The 26,887-nt window shown below is 50.5% G+C and carries 21 protein-coding genes and 2 pseudogenes; 17 read left to right on the top strand and 6 right to left on the bottom strand.

Annotated features, from left to right (window positions below; genetic code table 11):
• Nucleotides 1–100: 100 nt before the first annotated feature.
• From melR to pmrB, 7 genes are all read left to right on the top strand, one after another.
• Nucleotides 101–1,009, top strand: a complete 909-nt coding sequence (melR, locus tag A1WG_RS10395) for a transcriptional regulator MelR (RefSeq protein WP_001090748.1) — start codon at nt 101–103, stop codon at nt 1,007–1,009.
• Between the two features lie 197 nt (nt 1,010–1,206).
• Complete coding sequence (adiA, locus tag A1WG_RS10400) at nt 1,207–3,474, top strand: arginine decarboxylase (RefSeq protein WP_077633379.1); 2,268 nt, start codon at nt 1,207–1,209, stop codon at nt 3,472–3,474.
• A 334-nt stretch (nt 3,475–3,808) separates the two neighbouring features.
• Nucleotides 3,809–4,570, top strand: a complete 762-nt coding sequence (locus A1WG_RS10405; protein ID WP_001217088.1) for an AraC family transcriptional regulator — start codon at nt 3,809–3,811, stop codon at nt 4,568–4,570.
• A 136-nt stretch (nt 4,571–4,706) separates the two neighbouring features.
• On the top strand, nt 4,707–6,044 hold the full coding sequence (gene adiC, locus A1WG_RS10410; RefSeq protein WP_000093135.1) for an arginine/agmatine antiporter: 1,338 nt from the start codon (nt 4,707–4,709) through the stop codon (nt 6,042–6,044).
• 103 nt (nt 6,045–6,147) lie between these two features.
• Nucleotides 6,148–7,791 carry a phosphoethanolamine transferase EptA gene (gene eptA / locus A1WG_RS10415; RefSeq protein ID WP_001517598.1) on the top strand — a complete coding sequence of 548 codons (1,644 nt, stop codon included), beginning with the start codon at nt 6,148–6,150 and terminating at the stop codon, nt 7,789–7,791.
• A complete protein-coding gene (gene basR, locus A1WG_RS10420) occupies nt 7,788–8,456 on the top strand; it encodes a two-component system response regulator BasR (protein ID WP_000697920.1) in 669 nt (222 codons plus the stop codon). Before eptA ends, basR begins: the two co-directional genes overlap by 4 nt.
• Complete coding sequence (pmrB, locus tag A1WG_RS10425) at nt 8,457–9,557, top strand: two-component system sensor histidine kinase PmrB (RefSeq protein WP_001052120.1); 1,101 nt, start codon at nt 8,457–8,459, stop codon at nt 9,555–9,557. It begins immediately after the preceding gene.
• On the opposite strand, the gene pmrR is transcribed toward pmrB, so the two are convergent.
• The 4 genes from pmrR to crfC all read right to left on the bottom strand — a co-directional run bounded on the left by pmrR (nt 9,533) and on the right by crfC (nt 14,620).
• A complete protein-coding gene (gene pmrR, locus A1WG_RS23360) occupies nt 9,533–9,622 on the bottom strand; it encodes an LpxT activity modulator PmrR (RefSeq protein ID WP_001517597.1) in 90 nt (29 codons plus the stop codon). The two genes, pmrB and pmrR, sit on opposite strands and share 25 nt — an antisense overlap.
• 128 nt (nt 9,623–9,750) lie before the next feature.
• Nucleotides 9,751–11,253 carry a glycine betaine/L-proline transporter ProP gene (gene proP, locus A1WG_RS10430; protein WP_001517596.1) on the bottom strand — a complete coding sequence of 501 codons (1,503 nt, stop codon included), beginning with the start codon at nt 11,251–11,253 and terminating at the stop codon, nt 9,751–9,753.
• Between the two features lie 269 nt (nt 11,254–11,522).
• Nucleotides 11,523–12,395 (bottom strand): diguanylate cyclase regulator RdcB family protein, encoded by an 873-nt coding sequence (locus A1WG_RS10435; RefSeq protein ID WP_001517595.1) that lies wholly within the window; start codon nt 12,393–12,395, stop codon nt 11,523–11,525.
• Nucleotides 12,392–14,620: a clamp-binding protein CrfC gene (crfC, locus tag A1WG_RS10440; RefSeq protein WP_001517594.1), complete on the bottom strand. Its 2,229-nt coding sequence runs from the start codon at nt 14,618–14,620 to the stop codon at nt 12,392–12,394. The genes A1WG_RS10435 and crfC overlap by 4 nt, the downstream gene beginning before the upstream one ends.
• Before the next feature lie 400 nt (nt 14,621–15,020).
• Between crfC and A1WG_RS10445 the strand changes: the two genes are divergently transcribed.
• From A1WG_RS10445 to yjdN, 4 genes are all read left to right on the top strand, one after another.
• Nucleotides 15,021–15,356 (top strand): zinc ribbon domain-containing protein YjdM, encoded by a 336-nt coding sequence (locus tag A1WG_RS10445; RefSeq protein ID WP_000056775.1) that lies wholly within the window; start codon nt 15,021–15,023, stop codon nt 15,354–15,356.
• Between the two features lie 139 nt (nt 15,357–15,495).
• A complete protein-coding gene (locus A1WG_RS25370) occupies nt 15,496–15,672 on the top strand; it encodes a hypothetical protein (protein ID WP_157942462.1) in 177 nt (58 codons plus the stop codon).
• A complete protein-coding gene (locus A1WG_RS25365; RefSeq protein WP_165770243.1) occupies nt 15,665–15,841 on the top strand; it encodes a hypothetical protein in 177 nt (58 codons plus the stop codon). Before A1WG_RS25370 ends, A1WG_RS25365 begins: the two co-directional genes overlap by 8 nt.
• Before the next feature lie 161 nt (nt 15,842–16,002).
• Nucleotides 16,003–16,446 carry a VOC family metalloprotein YjdN gene (yjdN, locus tag A1WG_RS10450; protein ID WP_001517592.1) on the top strand — a complete coding sequence of 148 codons (444 nt, stop codon included), beginning with the start codon at nt 16,003–16,005 and terminating at the stop codon, nt 16,444–16,446.
• 160 nt (nt 16,447–16,606) lie between these two features.
• Here the strand turns inward: yjdN and yjdP are convergent, their stop codons facing one another.
• Together yjdP and rpiB are read right to left on the bottom strand one after the other, a co-directional pair.
• The gene (yjdP, locus tag A1WG_RS10455) at nt 16,607–16,894 is read right to left on the bottom strand and encodes a DDRRRQL repeat protein YjdP (protein WP_001517591.1); all 288 of its coding nucleotides are present in this window, start codon (nt 16,892–16,894) and stop codon (nt 16,607–16,609) included.
• 68 nt (nt 16,895–16,962) lie between these two features.
• Nucleotides 16,963–17,229, bottom strand: a pseudogene (rpiB, locus tag A1WG_RS0121875) (bifunctional allose-6-phosphate isomerase/ribose-5-phosphate isomerase RpiB); the annotation flags it as partial.
• A 244-nt stretch (nt 17,230–17,473) separates the two neighbouring features.
• On the opposite strand from rpiB, the gene yjcS reads away from it, so the two are divergent.
• From yjcS to fdhF, 6 genes and pseudogenes are all read left to right on the top strand, one after another.
• Nucleotides 17,474–19,459 (top strand): alkyl sulfatase YjcS, encoded by a 1,986-nt coding sequence (yjcS, locus tag A1WG_RS10460; protein ID WP_001517589.1) that lies wholly within the window; start codon nt 17,474–17,476, stop codon nt 19,457–19,459.
• Between the two features lie 208 nt (nt 19,460–19,667).
• Nucleotides 19,668–19,943, top strand: coding sequence for a YtcA family lipoprotein (locus A1WG_RS10465; RefSeq protein WP_001517588.1), 276 nt, complete (start codon nt 19,668–19,670; stop codon nt 19,941–19,943).
• Between the two features lie 19 nt (nt 19,944–19,962).
• Nucleotides 19,963–20,994 carry a multidrug efflux transporter periplasmic adaptor subunit MdtN gene (mdtN, locus tag A1WG_RS10470; RefSeq protein ID WP_000446339.1) on the top strand — a complete coding sequence of 344 codons (1,032 nt, stop codon included), beginning with the start codon at nt 19,963–19,965 and terminating at the stop codon, nt 20,992–20,994.
• Entirely contained in the window at nt 20,994–23,045 is a 2,052-nt protein-coding gene (mdtO, locus tag A1WG_RS10475) for a multidrug efflux transporter permease subunit MdtO (RefSeq protein ID WP_001517587.1), read from the top strand. The genes mdtN and mdtO overlap by 1 nt, the downstream gene beginning before the upstream one ends.
• Nucleotides 23,042–24,507: pseudogene (mdtP, locus tag A1WG_RS0121870) on the top strand (multidrug efflux transporter outer membrane subunit MdtP). The gene mdtO and the pseudogene mdtP overlap by 4 nt, the downstream one beginning before the upstream one ends.
• 197 nt (nt 24,508–24,704) lie before the next feature.
• Entirely contained in the window at nt 24,705–26,852 is a 2,148-nt protein-coding gene (fdhF, locus tag A1WG_RS10485; RefSeq protein ID WP_077627668.1) for a formate dehydrogenase subunit alpha, read from the top strand.
• The last annotated feature ends 35 nt before the right edge of the window (nt 26,853–26,887 follow it).

The raw sequence follows: 26,887 nt of genomic DNA, 5'->3' as shown, positions 1-26,887 counted from the left end.
ACCCTGTCCATTCCTCTCTCTTTACGTTTTGTGTCGTCATTCGCAGTCACCCCTGCCAACTTCTGCCATGATTCTGATAATCCAGGAAAGAGGGCTATCGATGAATACAGACACATTTATGTGCAGCAGTGATGAAAAGCAGAGCCGCAGCCCGCTGTCGCTATACTCGGAATATCAGCGGATGGAAATTGAATTTCGCGCGCCGCATGTCATGACCTCCAGCCACTGGCATGGTCAGGTTGAGGTAAATGTGCCTTTCGATGGCGATGTGGAATACCTGATCAACAATGAACACGTAAGTATCAATCAAGGCCATATCACGCTGTTCTGGGCCTGTACGCCGCACCAGCTAACCGATACCGGAACCTGCAAGAGCATGGCAATTTTTAATCTGCCAATGCATTTGTTTCTCTCCTGGCCACTGGATAAAGACCTTATAAACCATGTGACTCACGGCATGGTGATTAAATCACTGGTGGCACAGCAACTTAGTCCGTTTGAAGTACGCCGCTGGCAGCAGGAGTTGAACAACCCAAACGAGCAAATCCGCCAGCTCGCCATTGATGAAATTGGCCTGATGCTCAAGCGATTTAGCCTCTCCGGCTGGGAGCCTATTCTGGTCAATAAAACTTCGCGCACGCACAAAAATAGCGTCTCGCGCCATGCGCAGTTTTATGTCAGCCAGATGCTGGGCTTTATTGCGGATAACTATGATCAGGCGCTGACCATCAACGATGTGGCCGAGCACGTCAAACTTAATGCCAATTATGCAATGGGGATATTTCAGCGGGTCATGCAGTTGACGATGAAACAGTACATTACTGCGATGCGCATCAACCACGTTCGCGCATTACTGAGCGATACCGATAAAAGTATTCTCGATATTGCACTGACGGCAGGCTTTCGTTCGAGTAGTCGTTTTTACAGCACGTTCGGCAAATATGTCGGCATGTCGCCGCAACAATACCGAAAACTTAGCCAACAACGCCGCCAGATGCTTCCCGGCTAAAAACGATATCAGTATCAGCCAAAAAAATAATTTAGCTGTCGATAATAAACATTGAAAATCAATTAAAAAATTAATTTAAACTTTTGTTTATAATATAAAAATTTTAAAAACGCTTGTTTTTCAATCACTTTACAGCCTGAAATGCCCGGAAGATACTTGCCCGCAGCGAAGATTCCTTCACAACCGGGTAAGCAATGATGAAAGTATTAATTGTTGAAAGCGAGTTTCTACATCAGGACACCTGGGTCGGTAGCGCCGTTGAGCGTCTGGCAAATGCCTTGAGCCAACAAAATGTTACCGTGATTAAATCCACCTCCTTTGATGATGGCTTTGCCATTCTCTCTTCAAATGAAGCCATTGATTGTCTGATGTTCAGTTATCAAATGGAGCATCCGGACGAACACCAAAATGTCAGAGAATTGATCGGTAAGCTTCATGAGCGTCAGCAAAATGTGCCGGTATTCCTGTTAGGCGACCGGGAAAAATCAATCGCCGCGCTGGATCGCGATCTGCTGGAGCTTGTCGATGAATTCGCCTGGATTCTGGAAGATACCGCTGACTTTATCGCCGGACGCGCCATCGCAGCGATGTCCCGCTACCGCCAACAGCTATTGCCGCCACTGTTCAGCGCGCTGATGAAATATAGCGACATCCATGAGTACTCCTGGGCCGCGCCAGGTCACCAGGGCGGTGTTGGCTTCACTAAAACCCCCGCCGGACGTTTCTACCATGACTACTATGGTGAAAACCTGTTCCGCACCGACATGGGCATCGAACGAACTTCCCTCGGTTCATTACTTGACCATACTGGCGCATTTGGCGAAAGCGAAAAATATGCCGCGCGCGTATTTGGTGCCGACCACTCCTGGTCAGTCGTCGTCGGCACTTCAGGGTCTAACCGCACCATCATGCAAGCCTGCATGACAGATAACGACGTGGTTGTTGTTGACCGTAACTGCCACAAATCCATCGAACAAGGTTTAATGCTGACTGGCGCGAAACCGGTATACATGGTGCCAAGCCGCAACCGCTACGGCATTATCGGGCCAATCTATCCGCAGGAAATGCAGCCTGAAACCTTGCAGAAGAAAATCAGCGAAAGCCCGCTGACCAAAGACAAAGTCGGGCAAAAACCCTCTTACTGCGTGGTAACCAACTGCACCTATGACGGCGTATGCTATAACGCCAAAGACGCGCAGGATCTGCTGGAAAAAACCGCCGATCGTCTGCACTTCGACGAAGCCTGGTACGGTTACGCACGTTTTAATCCGATCTATGCCGATCACTACGCGATGCGCGGTGAGCCGGGTGATCACAGCGGTCCTACCGTTTTCGCCACTCACTCCACTCATAAACTGCTGAATGCACTGTCGCAGGCGTCTTATATTCATGTACGTGAAGGCCGCGGCGCGATTAACTTCTCCCGCTTTAATCAGGCATACATGATGCATGCCACCACTTCCCCGTTATATGCCATCTGCGCGTCAAACGATGTGGCTGTATCAATGATGGACGGCAACAGCGGCCTGTCGCTGACTCAGGAAGTGATCGACGAAGCGGTCGATTTCCGCCAGGCAATGGCACGGTTGTATAAAGAGTTTGCTGACGAAGGTAGTTGGTTCTTTAAGCCGTGGAATAAAGAAGTGGTTACCGATCCGGAAACCGGCAAAACCTATGACTTTGCCGACGCACCGCACAAACTGCTGACCACCGTTCAGGACTGCTGGGTAATGCATCCGGGCGAAAGCTGGCACGGCTTCAAAGATATTCCGGATAACTGGAGTATGCTTGACCCGATTAAAGTCAGCATCCTCGCTCCGGGGATGGGTGAAGACGGTGAACTGGAAGAAACCGGTGTTCCGGCGGCACTGGTTACCGCATGGCTGGGTCGCCACGGCATTGTGCCCACCCGTACCACCGACTTCCAGATTATGTTCCTGTTCTCAATGGGCGTAACCCGTGGGAAATGGGGAACGCTGGCTAACACCCTCTGTTCCTTCAAACGCCACTACGACGCTAACACCCCGCTGGCTCAGGTAATGCCGGAACTTGTTGAACAATATCCTGACACTTATGCGAACATGGGTATTCACGATCTGGGCGACAAAATGTTTGCCTGGCTGAAAGAAAACAATCCTGGCGCACGATTGAACGAAGCCTATTCCGGCCTGCCGGTGGCAGAAATCACTCCGCGCGAAGCATACAACGCAATTGTCGATAACAACGTTGAACTGGTATCCATTGAAAACCTGCCGGGACGTATTGCGGCGAACTCAGTCATCCCATATCCGCCCGGGATCCCAATGCTGCTTTCCGGTGAAAACTTTGGCGATAAAAACAGCCCACAAGTAAGCTATTTACGCTCACTGCAATCCTGGGATCATCATTTCCCTGGTTTTGAACACGAAACGGAAGGCACCGAAATTATTGACGGTATTTACCACGTAATGTGTGTGAAAGCGTAACCACTATTCCGCTGAAGGCGTAATTGTTTAAATAACATTACGCCGCCTGGCCTGAGGCCTTTTGAGTATGGCAACGTTTTCATAAAAATTGCTGCAAACAAAAATGTCATACTTTTTGCGCGGTCCCACCCCGCGCTTTTTTTGTTTGTTATTTACACTTCTTCACTCTGTAAAAATTTTTGTACATGAGAAATTACTATAAAAATTTGTAATATTATCAAAACACGTTATTTTTATGCATGTTTTGATTCGTCATACAATTATATAACCAGTCCCCGGTATCTCTCTATGTTGGCGAGATCCACTATTTTCTTTGCATTTCAGGAGTACATGTATGAGGATTTGCAGCAACCAACCTTGTATAGTTTTATTAACTGAAAAAGATGTCTGGCTAAGAGTGAATGGGAAAGAACCTATAAGTTTGAAAGCTAACCATATAACGTTATTAAGTTGTGAAAACAATATTATCGACGTCTCCTCTCTGAATAACACTTTGGTTGCGTATATTAGCCTCGACATCATCAAAGATTATCTCCGTTTTCTGAATAAAGATCTCTCGAAAATACCGGTCTGGCAGCGTAGCGCCACGCCTTTTATTTCCCTGTCATGCCTGACACCAGAGGTGTTTCGCGTCGCAGCGCAACACAGCATAATGCCCGCTGAAACAGAGTCGGAAAAGGAACGAACACGTGCATTATTATTCACTGTACTATCTCGTTTTCTCGACAGTAAAAAATTCCTTTCACTGCTAATGCATATGTTACGTAATTGTGTTAGCGACAGCGTTTATCAAATCATTGAAAGCGATATCCATAAAGACTGGAATCTTAGTATGGTAGCCAGTTGTTTATGCCTTAGCCCAAGTTTGTTAAAGAAAAAGCTGAAAAGCGAAAACACCAGTTATAGCCAAATAATAACCACCTGCCGGATGCGTTATGCCGTAAATGAATTAATGATGGATGGTAAAAATATCTCACAGGTGTCACAGTCCTGTGGCTACAACAGTACGTCTTACTTTATTTCTGTATTTAAAGATTTCTATGGCATGACCCCACTCCATTATGTTAGCCAGCATAGAGAACGTTCTATCGCCTGATTTATAACCTTAACGAAGAGATATATTAATAACAGCATCAGCGATAAGCCAGCCGACGATAATTCAACACGCGAATGCAGGCGTATGATATGACGTAATTTATTGTCACGAAGCTCGCCTTCGCAGGAGTTTTATTATGTCTTCGGATGCTGATGCTCACAAAGTGGGCTTAATCCCCGTCACCCTGATGGTGTCGGGGAATATTATGGGGTCAGGTGTTTTTCTGTTACCTGCAAATCTGGCCTCGACGGGGGGGATTGCTATATATGGTTGGCTGGTGACAATTATCGGTGCTTTGGCTTTATCGATGGTTTACGCCAAAATGTCGTTCCTCGATCCCAGCCCTGGCGGTTCATATGCCTACGCGCGCCGCTGTTTTGGTCCTTTCCTAGGGTATCAAACTAACGTTCTCTACTGGCTGGCCTGCTGGATCGGCAATATTGCTATGGTCGTCATTGGCGTCGGCTACCTGAGCTATTTCTTCCCGGTACTGAAAGATCCGTTGGTATTAACTATCACCTGTGTTGTGGTGCTGTGGATCTTCGTTCTGCTTAATATCGTCGGGCCGAAAATGATTACCCGCGTGCAGGCCATCGCCACTGTACTGGCGCTGATCCCCATCGTCGGGATTGCCGTATTCGGCTGGTTCTGGTTCCACGGAGAAACCTATATGGCGGCCTGGAACGTTAGCGGTCTGGGCACTTTCGGCGCAATTCAAAGCACCTTAAACGTAACGCTGTGGTCATTTATCGGGGTAGAAAGTGCTTCTGTTGCAGCGGGTGTAGTGAAAAATCCGAAACGCAACGTCCCTATTGCCACCATTGGTGGGGTACTGATTGCTGCCGTCTGCTATGTGCTCTCGACCACGGCAATTATGGGGATGATCCCGAATGCCGCACTGCGCGTTTCCGCCTCGCCATTCGGTGATGCTGCACGGATGGCGCTGGGTGATACCGCAGGAGCCATTGTCTCCTTCTGTGCGGCGGCTGGTTGCCTGGGTTCGCTCGGCGGCTGGACGTTACTGGCTGGACAAACGGCGAAAGCCGCTGCCGATGACGGTTTGTTCCCACCGATTTTTGCCCGCGTCAACAAAGCAGGCACACCGGTAGCCGGGTTGATTATCGTTGGTATCCTGATGACTATCTTCCAGTTCAGCAGCATCTCACCAAACGCAACCAAAGAGTTCGGTCTGGTCTCTTCCGTATCGGTTATCTTTACCCTGGTGCCTTATCTTTATACCTGTGCAGCTTTACTGCTTTTAGGCCACGGTCACTTTGGCAAAGCGCGTCCGGCGTATCTGGTCATCACAACTATCGCCTTCCTTTACTGCATCTGGGCGGTGGTTGGTTCTGGTGCACAAGAAGTCATGTGGTCATTTGTCACTCTGATGGTGATCACCGCTATGTACACGCTGAACTACAACCGGCTGCATAAAAACCCGTATCCTTTAGATCCACCCATTAGCAAAGATTAAGCCTCCTTAATCCAGCAAACATAAAAGCCAACCTTAAGAACTTAAGGTTGGCTTAACTTTGCTTTGCGAGCATATGCGCACTTTGTTCGATGGAAACACCGTGATGTTAAAGCGCCTTTTAAAAAGACCCTCTTTGAATTTACTCGCCTGGCTATTGCTGGCCTCTTTTTATATTGCTATCTGCCTGAACATTGCCTTTTTTAAACAGGTGTTACAGGCGTTACCGCTGGATTCGCTGCATAACGTGCTGGTTTTCTTGTCGATGCCAGTCGTCGCGTTCAGCGTGATTAATATTGTTCTGACACTAGGCTCTTTCTTATGGCTTAATCGACCACTAGCCTGTCTGTTTATTCTCGTTGGCGCATCTGCGCAATATTTCATCATGACTTATGGCATCGTCATCGACCGTTCGATGATTGCCAATATCATTGATACCACACCGGCGGAAAGTTATGCGTTGATGACGCCACGCATGTTACTAACGCTAGGGTTAAGCGGCGTACTTGCTGCGCTGATTGCCTGCTGGATAAAAATCAAACCTGCTGCCTCGCGCCTGCGCAGTGTTCTTTTCCGTGGAGCCAGTATCCTGATATCTGTACTGCTGATTGTGCTGGTTGCCGTGCTTTTTTATAAAGACTACGCCTCGCTGTTTCGCAACAACAAAGAGCTGGTGAAATCTTTAAGCCCCTCCAACAGCATTGTTGCCAGTTGGTCATGGTATTCCCACCAGCGACTGGCAAATCTGCCACTGGTACGCATTGGTGAGGACGCACACCGCAACCCGTTAATGCAAAAAGGAAACCGGAAAAACCTGACCATTTTGATCGTCGGGGAAACCTCGCGGGCGGAGAATTTCTCACTCAATGGCTACCCGCGTGAAACCAACCCGCGGCTGGCGAAAGATAACGTGATCTATTTTCCTAATACTGCGTCTTGCGGCACAGCAACGGCTGTCTCCGTACCGTGCATGTTCTCAGATATGCCGCGCGAGCATTACAAAGAAGAGCTGGCACAACACCAGGAAGGCGTGCTGGATATCATTCAGCGGGCAGGCATCAACGTACTATGGAATGACAACGATGGCGGCTGCAAAGGCGCATGTGACCGCGTGCCTCATCAGAACGTCACTGCCCTGAACTTACCCGGTCAGTGCATCAACGGCGAATGCTATGACGAAGTGCTGTTCCACGGGCTGGAGGAGTACATCAATAATCTGCAAGGCGATGGGGTGATTGTCTTACACACCATCGGCAGCCACGGCCCGACCTATTACAACCGCTATCCACCGCAGTTCAGGAAATTTACTCCCACCTGCGACACCAACGAGATCCAGACCTGTTCCAAAGAGCAACTGGTCAATACTTACGACAATACGTTGCTCTACGTCGACTATATTGTTGATAAAGCGATTAATCTGCTGAAAGAACATCAGGATAAATTTACCACCAGCCTGATTTATCTTTCTGACCACGGTGAATCGTTAGGTGAAAATGGCATCTATCTACACGGCTTGCCTTATAGCATCGCCCCGGATAGCCAAAAGCAGGTTCCGATGCTGCTGTGGTTGTCGGAGGATTATCAAAAACGGTATCAGGTTGATCAAAGCTGCCTGCAAAAACAAGCACAAACGCAGCACTATTCACAGGACAATTTATTCTCAACCCTGTTGGGATTAACCGGCGTCGAGACGAAGTATTATCAAGCCGCGGATGATATTCTGCAGGCATGCAGGAGAACGACTGAATGAAAATTCTAATTGTTGAAGACGATACACTGTTATTGCAGGGATTGATTCTGGCGGCACAAACTGAAGGCTACGCGTGTGATGGCGTCACGACCGCGCGGATGGCGGAACAAAGCCTGGAAGCCGGTCATTACAGCCTGGTGGTGCTGGATTTAGGTTTACCCGACGAAGATGGACTGCATTTTCTCGCTCGTATCCGGCAGAAAAAATACACCCTGCCGGTACTGATCCTCACCGCCCGCGACACGCTTACCGACAAAATCGCCGGGCTGGATGTCGGTGCCGACGACTATCTGGTGAAGCCTTTCGCGCTGGAAGAGTTGCACGCCCGCATCCGCGCCCTGCTGCGACGCCATAATAATCAGGGCGAAAGCGAGCTGAAGGTTGGCAACCTGACGCTGAATATGGGTCGCCGTCAGGTATGGATGGGCGGTGAAGAGCTGATCCTGACACCAAAAGAATATGCCCTGCTGTCGCGCCTGATGCTCAAGGCGGGTAGTCCGGTGCATCGGGAAATTCTCTACAACGACATTTACAACTGGGACAACGAACCCTCAACGAATACCCTGGAAGTGCATATCCATAACTTGCGCGACAAAGTGGGCAAAGCCCGTATCCGCACCGTGCGCGGCTTTGGCTATATGCTGGTCGCTAATGAGGAAAACTAATTGAACCTGATGCGTTTTCTGCGTCGACCAATATCGCTGCGTCAACGGCTGATATTAACCATTGGGGCAATTCTGCTGGTGTTTGAGCTGATCAGCGTTTTCTGGCTATGGCATGAAAGCACCGAGCAGATTCAGCTATTTGAGCAGGCGCTGCGCGACAATCGCAACAACGATCGCCACATCATGCGTGAAATCCGTGAGGCGGTCGCCAGTCTGATTGTTCCTGGCGTGTTTATGGTCAGTCTGACGCTGTTTATCTGCTATCAGGCGGTACTTCGCATCACCCGCCCACTGGCGGAACTGCAAAAAGAGCTGGAAGCGCGTACCGCCGACAACCTGACACCTATTGCTATTCACAGTGCCACCCTCGAAATCGAAGCGGTAGTTTCTGCATTGAACGATCTGGTCAGTCGCCTGACCAGCACGCTGGATAACGAACGGCTGTTTACCGCTGACGTCGCTCACGAACTACGAACGCCGCTGGCAGGGGTACGTTTGCATCTGGAGTTAATGGCGAAAACGCACAACATTGACGTAGCGCCGTTAGTCGCGCGGCTCGATCAGATGATGGCCAGCGTCTCCCAGTTGTTACAACTGGCGCGCGCCGGACAGTCATTCTCTTCGGGTAATTACCAGCATGTAAAGTTGCTGGATGATGTGATCCTGCCCTCCTATGACGAACTCAGCACCATGCTCGACCAGCGTCAGCAAACCTTGCTGTTGCCAGAAAGCGCCGCCGACATCACTGTCCAGGGCGACGCCACTCTACTACGCATGTTGTTGCGTAACCTGGTAGAAAACGCCCATCGCTATAGTCCCGAAGGCAGCAACATTATGATTAAACTGCAAGAAGATGGCGGTGCGGTAATGGCAGTTGAAGATGAAGGGCCTGGTATTGATGAGAGTAAATGCGGAGAGTTGAGCAAAGCGTTTGTACGGATGGACAGCCGTTATGGCGGAATTGGTCTGGGATTAAGTATTGTCAGCCGCATCACGCAGTTGCATCACGGGCAGTTTTTCCTGCAAAACCGGGAAGAGACTTCCGGCACGCGCGCCTGGATACGGCTGAAGAAAGATCAATACGTGGCAAACCAAATATAAAGAAAGCTGCTTACTACCAGCACGCTAAACACGGTAGTTAAACTTTCATAAATACGGTTTTTCATTGCACTCTCCTCCATTGAACTGGAGGAGAGTATGCACGCCAGAGATTAAGTGAACCTTAAGAGTCGGGTCAGACCGATTGGGGGCCTGATAAGACGCGACAGCGTCGCATCAGGTAATCCATTTCAGGTTACTCATCAATTCGCGGATGTTGCTGTACCAGGCGAGTGCGTTTCGCCTGCAAATCGGCAATCTCGTGGTCAATATCTTCGATTTTTTGCTCGATATTATCGTAATGCTCAACGAGAATTTCCTTCGCTTCCTGCAAATCTGACGCCGCCGGTGTCGCGCCTTTCAACGGACGATTCGCCGTCTCTTTCATGGTCACGCCGGTAATCAAACCAATCACCGCCACTACCATCAGGTAATACGCTGGCATCATCAGATCCTGCGAACTTTCTACCAACCATGCCGCCAGCGTTGGCGTCAGACCGGCAATCAGCACCGAAATATTAAATGCCGCCGCCAGCGCGCTGTAACGGATATGCGTCGGGAACATCGCTGGCAGCGTTGAGGCCATAACGCCCGTAAAACAGTTGAGGATCACTGCCAGCATCAACAGTCCGGCAAAAATCAGACCGATGATATTACTGTTAATCAGAATAAACGCCGGGATCGCCAGTGCAAACAGCGCAACACTACCGAGGATCACAAACGGGCGACGGCCAAAACGGTCACTCAGCAGGCCCATCACTGGCTGCACAAACAACATCCCTATCATAATGGCGATAATAATCAGCACCCCGTGATCTTCGGAGTAATGCAGGTTATGCGACAAATAACTTGGCATATAGGTCAGCAGCATGTAGTAAGTCACGTTAGTGGCTATCACCAGACCAATACACGTCAACAGGCTGCGCCAGTGCTTCGTGGCAATCTCTTTAAACGAGATTTTCGGGCCATCCTGCAAACCTTCGCGGTCGCCCTGTTCCAGTTTCTCAACATGTTGCTGGAACGCTGGTGTCTCTTCTAAAGCATGACGTAGATAAAGTCCGATAATCCCTAACGGCAGAGCGATAAAGAACGGAATACGCCAGCCCCAGTCGAGGAAGTTCTCTTCACCGACGATGGTAGAAATTAACACCACCACACCCGCGCCCAGAACAAACCCGGCAATAGAACCGAAATCCAGCCAGCTACCCATAAAGCCACGTTTGCGGTCAGGAGAGTATTCCGCAACAAATATCGATGCTCCGGTATATTCGCCGCCGACCGAGAAACCTTGCGCCATCTTACAAATCAACAGCAGAACCGGTGCCCAAATACCAATCGAGGCATAGGACGGTATCAATCCAATACAGAATGTACTGATCGACATAATCACAATGGTGATAGCGAGGATCTTCTGGCGACCATATTTATCGCCCAACATACCAAAGAAGAGCCCGCCAAGCGGTCGAATCAGAAAGGGAACGGAGAAGGTGGCAAGTGCAGCAACCATCTGCACGCTGGGATCAGCCCCAGGGAAAAAGACTTTACCTAATGCGTAAGCAACAAAACCATAAACACCAAAATCAAACCATTCCATTGCATTACCCAGCGATGCTGCAGTAATGGCTTTTCGCAGTTTACCGTCATCAATAATAGTGACATCACGAAGGGTTATCGGTTTTACTTTTTTCCTTTTCAGCATAGCTTTCCTCGCAGAGTAAGCCCATTTCCGCACACGTCAGGCAAATCGACGTGGCGCCCGCAAAAGGGGAGCGGGAATTGCAGGGTGCAATCTCTGTAACAAGCGTAGCGGGTTTATTTACACGTTCTGATTAAGAACTGTACAACCAAACCTGTTGACGCCTGAATTGGGCAGTTAATGACCTTTTTACCCTACCAGCGTTTAAATTTGTGATCAACTTCACACATGGATTTCGTTTAACACTCACTGGTGTAACCAATTATTTACACTTAATTTACAGTGAAGATTTCCTCTACCATCGCCCCCGCCAGACGCTGTGCTGAGCAGAGCCGTGGCATCCCCAGCGCGACAGTTTGCCAGCGTTGGGTTACTGACCAGCAAACGGGCTGTTTATCGGCATCGGACCACTTGCCCAGCCAGCTTAAAAAGTCAGCATAATCTCCGCCAGTCGGGGTAGTGGGAGAGGTAAACCACTGAGGGTAATAATGACGAGTAGTCGGTGCTGCGTTGATACTTTCGGCCAGATATTGCGTCGCTTTCACGCGCAAATCGTCAAGCAACAACACCGCCGCTTGCGGGCTTCCCAGACGGCAGGCATCACCAAACGCCCCCCAGCGCAACTCTTCCAGAACAATGAAACAACGCCCAGGCAACGACCAGGCGTTATACGCACCAGCACGCCAGCGGGTAAAAACTTGCGCGCTCTGCTCGCCCGCCTGCACCAGTAATCCTCGTTGCATTAACGCTTTTTCCTTCCAGCAACAACGGCTGGAAAACCACTCATACAACGCGGCAATTTGCTGCGGAAGTTTCGGAAAAGCAGATTGTGGGCGGTGATCCATTTTTTGCAATAGTGCCAGATGTTGCGCGACCTGCGTCAGCGCCAGATGAGCGGGATCAAGCATCGCCGCCAGTTTTTCCACCAATGTCAGGCGCAGGCTAAGCGGCGCATTTAACATTCCTGCGTTCGCCCACGTCTGAAGCTGTGTGCGAGCAAGGATCTCCTGCATCAGCCGTTCGCGAAACTGCTGCTGATGGGCTTGTGGATAGCGGGCGTCATTGCCCAGCGCCAGATCCACTAAAAAGCGGGGATAAACCGACTCCAGCACGCGACCGGGGCCGTCCAGTAACGTCTTAGTCAATATCGTTCTGCCGTGAAAAGTGTTTGAATATCATCGCGTAACAACTGAGAGTCCGTATAAATCCAGCCGTGAGTCATCACAGTCTGCTGCAATTGCTGCTGCATCATCTTAACTACAGATTCATTTTGTTGACGCAGAGCCAGGCTTTCGCGTAAACGCGTCTGTAATTCCGTCAAGCATAAAGCGAAATCAGCAAAAAAAGTGCTCATGTCTGCCGTGACAGAATCATCGACCTGAACCGCCAAAGCTTTAGCCATTTGTTGGCAATAAAGGTCGACTTCCGCGGTTAACATTCGTTGTAGCGCGCTGTAATCAATAGCCTCCGGCGGAGATTTCTCACTACTCCGCCCCCAGTCGGGCTGATTCAGCCAGCGCGAGAAAGTCTCACGCACAATGCCAAAACGGGTGATCTGCTCATCCGTTTTTTCCTGGCGAGATATTGCATTGCTGAACAACTGACGAGTATTGAAGTGGGGAGCTGCGCTGTGAAAAGCAGGAAAATGAAATCCAGGACGAAACCCGGACTCACTCAATTCCGTTTTAACCCGTTGCTCAATGGGACGAATAACATCGGTTAACACCCGGCAAAGGGTTGATTCCAGTTCAGTAAAACGCAGCGTGAAGTCACGGCTGATTTTGGTTTGTGCCGTCTGTAACAACGTCTCGCAGCGGGTGCGGATCTCACTTAACGGCCACGAATCATGTTGAAACAGCGCAGCTAACTGGGCATTCACCTCATTTTGCTGCTGACACAGAAAGTCGGTGGCTGACGTCAGGGCCACCTTGATTTCATGTTTAATCTCGCCACTCACCTGCACCTGATTGAGCTGCAATAGCTGCATATTTTCTTCAACCTGGCGGATATTTTGCCGCAATTGTTCGCAGGCGACGTTCAGCCCGTGTGCGCGAAAATCCAGATATTCCCGCGCCTGCAGGGCGTAATTCAACAACTTATGCGATGCAGATCGCAGAGCATATAACGACGCGTTAGCGTAGGCGGCATGGAGTAACGCCTGAACCGGTTGGGCGAATAGCGAATCGTCCCACAGTTGATCGGCAGCATGACGAATATGGTCGATATCCGCCAGATCGGCGTTACACCAGCGCCTGCCCAGCGCCGCATGGGCAAAATCCTCCACCCAGCGTTGTTGCTCCGGTGCTGGTAATTTACCGTTGTTGACTAACTCATGGCGTGCCCGATTCGCCAGATAGCCCCACATCGACGACACCGGAAATATCTGCCCAGGCGTAACGCAACCTTTCATCAGCGTCCCGGAAATCAGCGCCCTCACCTGTTCGGCATCGTCACTGTTCCGATCCTGCTGATCGAACTTATTGACCAGTACATACAGCGGTACTGATTTCCCCACCGCTAAAACCGCCTCACGAACCTCCTCATCGGAGATTGACTTCAGTTGCGTATAATCCAGTACCGCCAGCACTGCGGAGGCGCGCGCCAGTTGCTCGTTAAGCATTTCTTGTAGATGTGGTTGCCCGGCTTCATTTGGCCCGGGAGTATCCAGTAACGTTAACTGCCCGGGATAACTCTCCAGCCCCGCCAGATGGACAAACTCCACTTCAATCACTGGAATATGCTCAATGGCGGCATAAGCAGAAAAGGGAAAATCGACGTCCAGCGCCTTCGCCAGACGCACCAAATCATTCAAACTTTTCAGGCAATGAAAAATAGGCTGGGCACCAAGATAATATTTTTCGAAAGCGATGCCATTTTCGATCCGCTGCATAAGTGCGCGCATATCTTTATCTATTTCCAGCAGATCGGTCAGATGTTTAATATCGAAATCACGCAAGCGCTGTTGTAATTGTTGGATTAAACGGTCGATTGGCGCGACATGCGAAAAATGCAACACCGGTTCTTTTTGCCCCGGAGCATGGCGAATAAGCGTCGGTAGCGCAGTCATAGGACGGTTGCGATTAGGAAGAACTTCAGTGCCAACAATAGCGTTAATGGTGGTTGATTTCCCTGCTTTCATGGTGCCAACAATCGCCAGCACCATTTCCAGACGAGAGATTTTACGCAGCTCATTACTCAACATGGCATGACGCTCGTCGATATTATGCTGCCCCCAGGGCAAAGTCAGTGGTGGTGTATCTTCTCCGGGTACAGAGAGAGGCATTTTTTCCAGTAACTGCAACTGTTGTCGGGAAAGCTGTAACAGGCGTTCAGCCTCCTGACTTAACTCATATATTGTCTGTGTGTACATGGAAAATTCTTCCTTAAAGCAAATTTTATTACTTTTATTTAGCCAGATTGTTTTTTAGTTCTGCTTTCGGATTTTATAATTACAGCAGTAAATAACTCTTATAATTAATATAGTCTTTTTATCTGAATGAATAAGCCTCTTCCGATACATTTAAAATGTCAGAAAGATAGAAATAATAATTGAATTAAAAAAGAACAAGAAGAGAGTTAACCTTAACTTAAATAATAAATGGAGGCAAAAAGATTATTTTCTTTTTGCGTTGTCTTTCAAATGAAAACGTTTGTCGTCTAAAATCAGCAGTACCCCCGACAAACTCAGGGATTTTGTGTATAATTGCGGCCTTTTTCGGCAATCTGCCGTTTTTTGGCGCTTTTGCCCTGCTGACTTTGAGGAAATCCACATGTCATTACCAAACTGCCCGAAATGCAACTCCGAATACACTTACGAAGATAACGGCATGTACATCTGCCCGGAATGCGCCTACGAATGGAACGACGCTGAACCTGCACAGGAAAGCGACGAGCTGATCGTTAAAGATGCTAACGGCAACCTGCTGGCTGACGGCGACAGCGTTACCATCATTAAAGACCTGAAGGTAAAAGGTAGCTCTTCGATGCTGAAGATCGGCACCAAAGTGAAAAACATCCGCCTGGTTGAAGGTGACCATAACATCGATTGCAAAATCGATGGTTTTGGCCCGATGAAACTGAAATCTGAGTTTGTGAAAAAGAACTGATTTCGATTGCCGGGTGCGAAGCATTCGGCAACGGTGCCAATGCCTGATGCGACGCTTGCACATCGTATCAGGCCGGGGAATTCCCGCGCTATCCGTAGGCCGGATAAGGCGTTTACACCGCATCCGGCAATGGTGCCAAATGCCTGATGCGACGCTCGCCGCGTCTTATCAGGCCTACAAATTCCCACACCATCCGGCAACTGTGCCAATGCCTGATGCGACGCTTGCACATCGTATCAGGCCGGGGAATTCCCGCGCTATCCGTAGGCCGGATAAGGCGTTTACACCGCATCCGGCAATGGTGCCAAATGCCTGATGCGACGCTCGCCGCGTCTTATCAGGCCTACAAATTCCCACACCATCCGGCAACTGTGCCAATGCCTGATGCGACGCTTGCACATCGTATCAGGCCGGGGAATTCCCGCGCTATCCGTAGGCCGGATAAGGCGTTTACGCCGCATCCGGCAATGGTGCCAAATACCTGATGCGACGCTCGCCGCATCTTATCAGGCCTACAAATTCCCACACCATCCGGCAACTGTGCCAATGCCTGATGCGACGCTCGCCGCGTCTTATCAGGCCTACTCTTCATCTGTACAAAATTCAAACTACACTTAACTGACTTCTCTTCACTGAGGTCACCATCATGCCGTTAAGTCCCTACATCTCTTTTGCCGGTAACTGTGCCGACGCAATAGCCTATTATCAACGCACGTTGGACGCGGAACTGCTGTATAAAATCAGCTTCGGAGAAATGCCGAAACCCGCACAGGAAAGCGCCGAAGGCTGCCCATCAGGAATGCAATTCCCCGATACTGCCATCGCCCATGCTAACGTGCGCATTGCCGGTAGCGATATCATGATGAGCGATGCCATACCGTCAGGAAAAGCCAGCTACTCCGGCTTTACGCTGGTGCTCGATTCGCAACAGGTCGAAGAAGGGAAACGCTGGTTTGACAGCCTTGCCGCCAATGGAAAAATCGAAATGGACTGGCAGGAAACCTTCTGGGCGCATGGCTTCGGCAAAGTCACCGATAAATATGGAGTGCCGTGGATGATTAATGTTGTTAAACAACAGCCCACAAAATAAGCCCCACCGGGAGGCTCGTCCTCCCGCGATGTGAACAGACGTTCTTGTCACAAGTGACTTTGTTATACACAGAGTCGAGGAGTGAGTTACGCTTCTGAAGGCGATCGTTGCGGATAAACTGGAACCGGGGTTAACCAGCAATCAGGCAAAAACGATCCGACTAACGCCCATACTCATCTTCCATTCTCCGTTCTTCATCTTCCAGTTGCCGACGCTCCTGATCAAGCTGGCGCTGGCGATCATCCAGTTGCCTGCGACGATCGTCGCTCACTTCACGCTGCCAACCGTCATCACGCGAATCTTCATAATCGCGTCCACGGTCAGGATTATAAGCGTCGTTAATCGCCTGCTGAATATTGCCAATGGTGTCATCGATAATATCGGCATGAGCCGGAACAGCGGTCAGCGTGAGCAGGGTAAATAAAAATAACAGCGGATAGCGTTTCATTAACTAACCTCAGAAAGAGACTCTATCCACATTAGTCATTACTCATCCATGCAAACAGTGGATGAATCTCAATTCCTCCGCTGCTCTATTGCCATAATCGCCTCCACACGCTGTTGATGACGACCGCCTTCGTACTGCGCCCCCAGCCATGCATCCACAATCATTTTCGCCAGTTCGAGGCCAACCACTCGTGAACCAAAAGCCAGCACGTTGGTGTCGTTATGTTGCCGCGAGAGTTGCGCGGAATAAGGTTCGCTACAGACGACCGCACGAACTCCGGCAAACTTGTTCGCCGCTATCGAAATGCCGACACCTGTACCACAAATCAAAATCCCGCTATGCTAACGATATTACCGTTAATATATATAATTAAAGAATAAACCGTTTCGTATTATTTATAGAAAAAATAAAACTATCGCTGTCCTCCTTCTTCAGCACTAATGCCTAATAAAATAGCGTGTTCTGCTCACACTTACTCTTATTAAAGTCGAAGTTTCCCAATTATGATAACGCCAGTTTCAAATGACGTATTTTGTATGGGTCATATATTTACGACACAAATGATAAATGGAGATTTATATGAATAACTCACGGTTATTCCGTTTGAGCAGGATTGTTATTGCATTAACCGCCGCCAGCGGCATGATGGTAAATACCACTTACGCGAAAGAAGAAGCTCAGGCTGCCAGCCAATATACTCAGCAAATTAACCAGAACTACGCCAAATCATTGCCGTTTAGCGATCGTCAGGATTTTGACGATGCCCAACGTGGATTTATCGCCCCGCTACTGGATGAAGGTATTCTGCGTGATGCTAACGGAAAAGTTTATTATCGGGCAGATGATTACAAATTTGATATTAATGCCGCCGCACCGGAAACCGTAAATCCCAGTCTGTGGCGTCAGTCGCAGATCAACGGCATTTCTGGCCTGTTTAAAGTCACCGATAAAATGTATCAAGTGCGCGGTCAGGACATCTCTAACATTACGTTCATTGAAGGCGAGAAAGGGATTATTGTTATCGACCCACTGGTGACGCCGCCAGCCGCGAAAGCCGCACTTGACCTTTACTTCCAGCATCGTCCGCAAAAATCAATTGTTGCCGTTATCTACACCCACAGCCACGCCGACCATTATGGCGGAGTGAAAGGCATTATCACTGAAGCTGATGTTAAATCAGGGAAAGTTCAGGTAATCGCTCCGGCAGGCTTTATGGACGAAGCTATCAGCGAAAACGTGCTGGCGGGTAACATCATGAGCCGCCGAGCCCTTTACTCTTACGGCCTGTTACTGCCGCACAACGCACAGGGCAACGTGGGTAATGGCCTCGGTGTCACGCTGGCGACCGGCAACCCGAGCATTATTGCGCCAACCAAAACAATTGTCAGAACTGGCGAGAAGATGATTATCGATGGTCTGGAGTTTGACTTCCTGATGACCCCAGGCAGCGAAGCACCCGCGGAAATGCATTTCTATATTCCGGCCCTGAAAGCGCTGTGCACCGCCGAGAACGCCACTCACACCCTGCACAACTTCTACACCCTGCGCGGCGCGAAAACCCGCGACACCAGCAAGTGGACCGAGTACCTGAACGAAACGCTGGATATGTGGGGTAACGAAGCGGAAGTACTGTTTATGCCACACACCTGGCCAGTCTGGGGCAATAAGCATATCAATGATTATATTGGTAAATATCGCGATACCATCAAGTACATTCACGATCAGACCCTGCACCTGGCAAACCAGGGCTACACCATGAATGAAATCGGAGACATGATTAAGTTGCCGCCAGCACTTGCCAACAACTGGGCCAGCCGCGGCTACTATGGCTCTGTTAGCCATAACGCCCGCGCGGTGTATAACTTCTATCTTGGCTACTACGATGGCAATCCGGCTAACCTGCATCCATATGGTCAGGTGGAGATGGGCAAGCGTTATGTACAGGCGCTGGGCGGTTCCGCGCGCGTGATCAACCTGGCACAGGAAGCGAATAAGCAAGGGGATTACCGCTGGTCGGCAGAATTACTGAAACAGGTGATTGCCGCCAATCCGGCTGACCAGGTAGCGAAAAATCTGCAAGCCAAAAACTTTGAACAGCTTGGTTATCAGGCCGAGTCCGCCACCTGGCGCGGTTTCTACCTGACTGGTGCGAAAGAGCTGCGCGAAGGAGTACATAAGTTCAGCCACGGCACCACCGGTTCCCCGGACACCATTCGCGGGATGTCAGTCGAAATGCTGTTCGACTTTATGTCCGTGCGCCTCGATAGCGAAAAAGCCGCTGGCAAAAATATCAGCCTGAACTTCAATATGAGTAACGGCGATAACCTCAACCTGACGCTGAACGATAGCGTGCTTAACTACCGTAAAACGCTGCAGCCTGAAGCCAACGCCGCTTTCTACATCAGCCGTGAAGATCTGCACGCGGTGCTGACCGGACAGGCGAAAATGGCAGAGCTGGTAAAAGCGAAGAAAGCCAAAATTATTGGCAATGGTGCGAAACTGGAAGAAATTATTGCCTGTCTGGATAGTTTTGATTTGTGGGTGAATATCGTTACCCCAAATTAATTCCACTCACTTTCGGGGGCAATTAAGCTCCCGAAAGCATTTATATTAAAAATATAAATCATTAACTAATACATAAAATAAATAAGTTATGAATGCGGTGGCTGAATAAAGCTATTTTTATTCCACAAGAAAATAGCCATACTGACGCCTTCAATGGATATTGACATTCACTACAGATATTGTTCGCAGCAGACAGGATGTATTTATTATGCCAACAGTTCTCTCTCGCATGGTGATGCAACTCAAAAAAGCAACCTGGATAATTCCCGTCTTCATGGTTTCGGGATGCTCATTATCTCCGGCGATCCCGGTAATCGGCGCTTATTATCCCGGCTGGTTTTTCTGCGTTATTGCCAGCCTTATTGTGACTCTCATCACAAGGCGAATTATTCAGCGGGCAAATATCAATCTGGCATTTGTCGGAATTATTTATACCGCCCTTTTTGCTCTCTACGCCATGCTGTTCTGGCTGGCATTTTTCTAATCTATTTTGAGATGCGCTCATGGAAAGTACGCCGAAAAAAGCTCCTCGCAGTAAATTCCCTGCCCTGCTGGTGGTTGCGCTGGCACTGGTTGCCGCTGTTTTTGTTATCTGGCGCGTCGACAGTGCGCCATCAACTAACGACGCTTACGCGTCAGCCGATACCATTGATGTAGTACCGGAAGTCAGCGGTCGCATTGTAGAACTGGCAGTCACCGACAACCAGGCAGTTAAACAAGGTGATTTACTGTTTCGCATCGACCCGCGCCCGTACGAAGCTAATCTGGCGAAAGCCGAAGCTTCCCTCGCCGCGCTGGATAAGCAAATTATGCTCACTCAGCGTAGCGTTAATGCCCAACAGTTCGGTGCTGACTCGGTTAACGCCACGGTAGAAAAAGCTCGCGCCGCTGCCAAACAGGCCAACGATACATTACGCCGTACCGAGCCGCTACTGAAGGAAGGTTTTGTCTCTGCGGAAGATGTAGACCGCGCGAGAACCGCACAACGTGCGGCAGAAGCCGATCTTAATGCTGTATTGTTGCAGGCACAGTCAGCCGCCAGCGCCGTTAGCGGCGTCGATGCACTGGTCGCGCAACGCGCGGCGGTCGAAGCGGATATTGCCCTGACCAAACTGCATCTGGAAATGGCCACCGTTCGCGCACCGTTCGATGGTCGGGTGATTTCCCTCAAAACCTCGGTTGGGCAATTTGCCTCCGCGATGCATCCTATTTTCACGCTAATCGACACCCGTCACTGGTACGTGATCGCCAACTTCCGCGAAACCGATCTGAAAAACATTCATGCCGGTACGCCTGCGACAATTCGCCTGATGAGCGACAGCGGCAAAACCTTCGAAGGTAAAGTAGATTCCATTGGCTACGGTGTGTTGCCGGATGATGGTGGTCTGGTGCTTGGCGGTCTGCCGAAAGTGTCTCGTTCTATTAACTGGGTCCGCGTTGCCCAGCGTTTTCCGGTCAAAATCATGGTCGATAAACCTGACCCGGAAATGTTCCGTATCGGCGCATCGGCAGTCGCTAATCTTGAGCCGCAATAATGAGCGCCCTCAACTCCCTGCCATTACCGGTGGTCAGGCTGCTGGCGTTCTTTCATGAAGAGCTAAGCGAGCAACGGCCAGGTCGCGTGCCGCAGACCGTGCAGCTCTGGGTAGGCTGCCTGCTGGTAGTGCTAATCTCGATGACCTTCGAGATCCCCTTCGTGGCGTTATCACTGGCAGTGCTGTTTTACGGTATTCAGTCGAACGCGTTTTACACCAAATTTGTGGCGTTCCTGTTTGTGGTCGCCACAGTGCTGGAGATCGGCAGCCTGTTTTTGATCTACAAATGGTCTTACAGCGAACCGTTGATCAGACTGATCATCGCCGGGCCGATCCTGATGGGCTGTATGTTTTTGATGCGCACCCATCGGCTGGGGCTGGTCTTTTTTGCCGTCGCTATCGTCGCCATTTACGGGCAAACCTTCCCCGCCATGCTCGATTATCCGGAAGTCGTCGTGCGCTTAACGCTGTGGTGTATTGTTGTCGGCCTCTACCCGACGTTATTGATGACGTTAATCGGCGTGTTGTGGTTTCCCAGCCGCGCCATCACGCAAATGCATCAGGCACTTAATGACCGACTTGATGAAGCGGTAAGCCACATGACAGAAAGCCTCACGCCACTACCTGAAACGCGGATTGAAAGAGAGGCGCTGGCGCTGCAAAAACTCAGTGTCTTTTGCCTCGCGGATGACGCCGACTGGCGAACCCATAGCGCATGGTGGCAAAGCTGCGTGGCAACGGTAACCTACATTTACTCGACGCTGAATCGCTACGATCCCACCGCGTTTGCTGACTCGCTGGCAATCATTGAGTTCCGGCAAAAACTAGCCCTGGAAATCAACAAACTGCAACATGCTATTGCACAAGGTCAATGCTGGAAAAGCAACTGGCGGCTAAGTGAAGAGGAAGCAATGGCGGCGCGGGAATGTAACCTGGAGAATATCTGCCAGACGCTGTTACATCTTGGTCAGATGGACCCGCATACGCCGCCGACACCCGCCGCCAAACCACCTTCATTCGTACCCGATGCCTTTACCAATCCGGACTATATGCGCTATGCAGTGAAAACGCTGCTGGCCTGTTTAATCTGTTACACCTTCTATAGCGGCGTGGACTGGGAAGGCATTCACACCTGTATGTTGACCTGCGTGATCGTCGCTAACCCAAATGTTGGTTCATCGTACCAGAAGATGGCGTTGCGTTTTGGCGGGGCTTTTTGTGGGGCAATTCTGGCGCTGCTAATGACCATTTTAGTCATCCCCTGGCTGGACAATATTGTCGAATTGCTGTTTGTGCTGGCACCGATTTTCCTGTTGGGGGCGTGGGTTGCCACCAGCTCTGAACGTTCTTCTTATATCGGAACGCAGATGGTGGTGACCTTCGCGCTCGCCACACTCGAAAACGTTTTTGGTCCGGTGTATGACCTGGTGGAAATACGCGATCGCGCCATCGGTATTCTTATCGGCACTGCGGTATCGGCAGTGATTTACACCTTTGTCTGGCCTGAAAGCGAAGCGCGCACACTACCGCAAAAACTGGCTGGCGCGCTGGGTATGTTAAGCAAACTGATGCGTATTCCTCGCCAGCAGGAAGCTACAACGCTGCGTACCTATATACAAATTCGTATTGGTCTGCATGCAGCGATTAATGCCTGTGAAGAGATGTGTCAACGTGTGGCGCTGGAGCGTCAACTAGATAGCTCAGAGCGTGCTTTGTTGGTTGAACGTTCGCAAACAGTGATTCGCCAGAGCCGTGACCTTCTTCACGCCTGGGACGCTACCTGGAACTCGGCGCAGGCACTGGATCACGCGCTCCAGCCGGACAGGGCAAGCCAGTTTGCTGAGGCGCTGGAGAAATACTCCACGGGTCTGGCAACCACAATCAGCCATTCGCCAGTGATAGCGCTTGAAGAGACACCTGCCTCGCAGGCCATCCTGCCCACCTTATTAAAACAGGAGCAACACGTCTGTCAGCTCATCGCCCACTTGCCAGACTGGACTGCCCCGGCATTAACGCCCGCCACGGAACAGGCACAAGGAGCCACTCAATGATCAATCGTCAACTTTCACGCTTGTTGTTGTGCAGCATTCTCAGCAGCGCGACGCTGATTTCCGGTTGTGCGTTGGTGCGTAAGGATTCAGCCCCTCATCAACAACTTGAACCAGAGCAAATCAAACTTGCCGATGATATCCATCTGGCCAGTTCCGGTTGGCCACAAGCACAGTGGTGGAAACAGTTTCATGATCCACAACTGGATGCGCTGATCCAACGGACGTTAAGCGGTTCGCACACCCTCGCTGAAGCGAAATTGCGGGAGGAAAAAACGCAGTCGCAAGCTGATTTGTTAGATGCCGGTTCACAATTACAGGTTGCGGCGTTAGGGATGCTTAACCGCCAGCGCGTTTCGGCAAACGGCTTTTTAAGCCCTTATGCGATGGATGCGCCCGCACTGGGAATGGACGGGCCGTACTATACCGAAGCTACAGTAGGTTTGTTTGCTGGACTGGATCTCGATTTGTGGGGTGTGCATCGCTCAGCGCTTGCTGCCGCCATTGGCGCGCATAACGCGGCTCTGGCAGAAACCGCAGCGGTGGAGTTATCGCTGACCACTGGCGTGGCGCAGCTTTATTACAGTATGCAGTCCAGCTACCAGATGCTCGATCTGTTAGAACAAACCCGCAGTGTGATTAATTACGCGGGAGAGCGCACCAGAGTAAAGTGACGCATGGTCTGGAAGCGCAAGTGCCTTTCCACGGCGCGCGGGCACAGATTCTGGCGGTCGATAAACAAATTGCTGCCGTCAAAGGGCAAATCACCGAAACGCGAGAATCCCTGCGCGCATTGATTGGCGCGGGAGCCAGCGATATGCCAGAGATCAAACCGGTGGCGTTACCGCAAGTACAGACTGGCATTCCGGCGACGCTCTCTTATGAGTTGCTCGCCAGACGTCCGGATCTGCAAGCCATGCGCTGGTATGTTCAGGCGTCATTAAATCAGGTGGATTCCGCACGGGCGCTGTTCTACCCGAGCTTTGATATCAAAGCGTTTTTCGGACTGGATTCCATTCACCTGGACACCTTGTTCAAAAAAACCAGCCGCCAGTTCAACTTCATACCAGGTCTGAAATTGCCGCTGTTTGACGGTGGACGCCTGAATGCCAATCTCGAAGGCACGCGCGCCGCCAGCAACATAATGATTGAACGTTACAACCAGTCAGTACTGAACGCGGTGCGCGACGTTGCAGTCAATGGCACGCGTTTGCAAACGCTGAATGAAGAACGGGAGATGCAGGCAGAACGCGTAGAAGCGACTCGCTTCACCCAGCGCGCCGCCGACGCCGCCTACAGACGTGGATTAACCAGCCGTTTACAGGCAACCGAAGCCCAGTTGCCGGTACTTGCCGAAGAAATGTCCTTACTCATGCTGGATAGTCGCCGCGTGATTCAAAGTATTCAGTTGATGAAATCGCTGGGCGGCGGGTATCAGACTGCCCCGATCGTTGAGAAGAAATAAAACAGACGTCGCGTGATGGCTGTCACGCGGCATATCGTTTCGTCACGTCAAAACTGACGACAGCCTGTTTTTCGTCAGAGTTTTGAACAAAAAGCGCCCGTAATATCAGGGAATGTCCCCAAATAAAAGGTGGCATAAAAGATGCATACTGTAGTCGAGAGCGCGTATGCGTGATTTGATTAACTGGAGCGAGACCGATGAAAAAAGTCGTCACGGTTTGCCCATATTGCGCATCAGGTTGCAAAATCAACCTGGTCGTCGATAACGGCAAAATCGTCCGGGCGGAGGCAGCGCAGGGGAAAACCAACCAGGGTACTCTGTGTCTGAAGGGTTATTATGGCTGGGATTTCATTAACGATACCCAGATCCTGACCCCGCGCCTGAAAACCCCCATGATCCGTCGCCAGCGTGGCGGCAAACTCGAACCTGTTTCCTGGGATGAGGCACTAAATTACGTTGCCGAGCGCCTGAGCGCCATCAAAGAGAAGTACGGTCCGGATGCCATCCAGACGACCGGCTCCTCGCGCGGTACGGGTAACGAAACCAACTATGTAATGCAAAAATTTGCGCGCGCCGTTATTGGTACTAATAACGTTGACTGCTGCGCTCGCGTCTGACACGGCCCATCGGTTGCAGGTCTGCACCAATCGGTCGGTAACGGCGCAATGAGCAATGCCATTAACGAAATTGATAATACCGATTTAGTGTTCGTCTTTGGGTACAACCCAGCGGATTCCCACCCGATCGTAGCGAATCACGTGATTAACGCTAAACGTAACGGGGCGAAAATTATCGTCTGCGATCCGCGCAAAATTGAAACTGCGCGCATTGCTGACATGCACATCGCACTGAAAAACGGCTCGAACATCGCGCTGTTAAATGCGATGGGTCATGTCATTATTGAAGAAAATCTGTACGACAAAGCGTTCGTCGCTTCCCGTACGGAAGGCTTTGAAGAGTATCGTAAAATCGTTGAAGGCTACACGCCGGAATCGGTTGAAGATATCACCGGCGTCAGTGCCAGTGAGATTCGTCAGGCGGCGCGGATGTATGCCCAGGCGGAAAGCGCATCCATTCTGTGGGGCATGGGTGTTACCCAGTTCTATCAGGGCGTGGAAACCGTGCGTTCTCTGACCAGCCTCGCAATGCTGACTGGTAACCTCGGTAAGCCGCATGCGGGCGTTAACCCGGTTCGTGGTCAGAACAACGTGCAGGGTGCCTGCGATATGGGCGCACTGCCAGATACGTATCCTGGCTATCAGTACGTGAAAGATCCGGCTAACCGCGAGAAATTCGCCAAAGCCTGGGGTGTAGAAAGTCTGCCAGCCCATACCGGTTACCGCATCAGCGAGTTACCGCACCGCGCAGCGCATGGCGAAGTCCGTGCGGCGTACATTATGGGCGAAGATCCGCTGCAAACTGACGCGGAACTGTCGGCAGTACGTAAAGCCTTTGAAGATCTGGAACTGGTCATCGTCCAGGACATCTTTATGACCAAAACTGCGTCAGCGGCGGATGTCATTTTACCGTCAACCTCGTGGGGCGAACATGAAGGTGTCTATACTGCGGCTGACCGTGGTTTCCAGCGTTTCTTCAAGGCGGTTGAACCGAAGTGGGATCTGAAAACGGACTGGCAAATCATCAGTGAAATTGCCACCCGTATGGGTTATCCGATGCACTACAACAATACCCAGGAGATCTGGGATGAGTTGCGTCATCTGTGCCCGGATTTCTACGGTGCGACTTACGAGAAAATGGGCGAGCTGGGCTTCATTCAGTGGCCTTGCCGCGATACTTCAGATGCCGATCAGGGGACTTCTTATCTGTTTAAAGAGAAGTTTGATACCCCGAACGGCCTGGCGCAGTTCTTCACCTGCGACTGGGTAGCGCCAATCGACAAACTCACCGACGAGTATCCAATGGTACTGTCAACGGTGCGTGAAGTTGGGCACTACTCCTGTCGTTCGATGACCGGTAACTGTGCGGCACTGGCAGCTCTGGCTGATGAACCTGGCTACGCACAAATCAATACCGAAGACGCAAAACGTCTGGGTATTGAAGATGAGGCACTAGTTTGGGTGCACTCGCGTAAAGGCAAAATTATCACCCGCGCGCAGGTCAGCGATCGTCCGAACAAAGGGGCGATTTACATGACCTACCAGTGGTGGATTGGTGCCTGTAACGAGCTGGTTACCGAAAACTTAAGCCCGATTACCAAAACGCCGGAGTACAAATACTGCGCCGTGCGCGTCGAGCCGATTTCCGATCAGCGCGCCGCCGAGCAGTACGTGATTGACGAGTACAACAAGTTGAAAACTCGCCTGCGCGAAGCGGCGCTGGCGTAATACCGCTTTAACTCACGTTAAAGGCGACGGTATTA

This window comes from Escherichia sp. KTE96, assembly GCF_000408525.1.
In the GTDB taxonomy this organism is placed as follows: Bacteria; Pseudomonadota; Gammaproteobacteria; order Enterobacterales; family Enterobacteriaceae; genus Escherichia; species Escherichia marmotae.
Note: the sequence above shows the minus strand (reverse complement) of the source record. Positions and strands in the feature narration are given on the sequence as shown.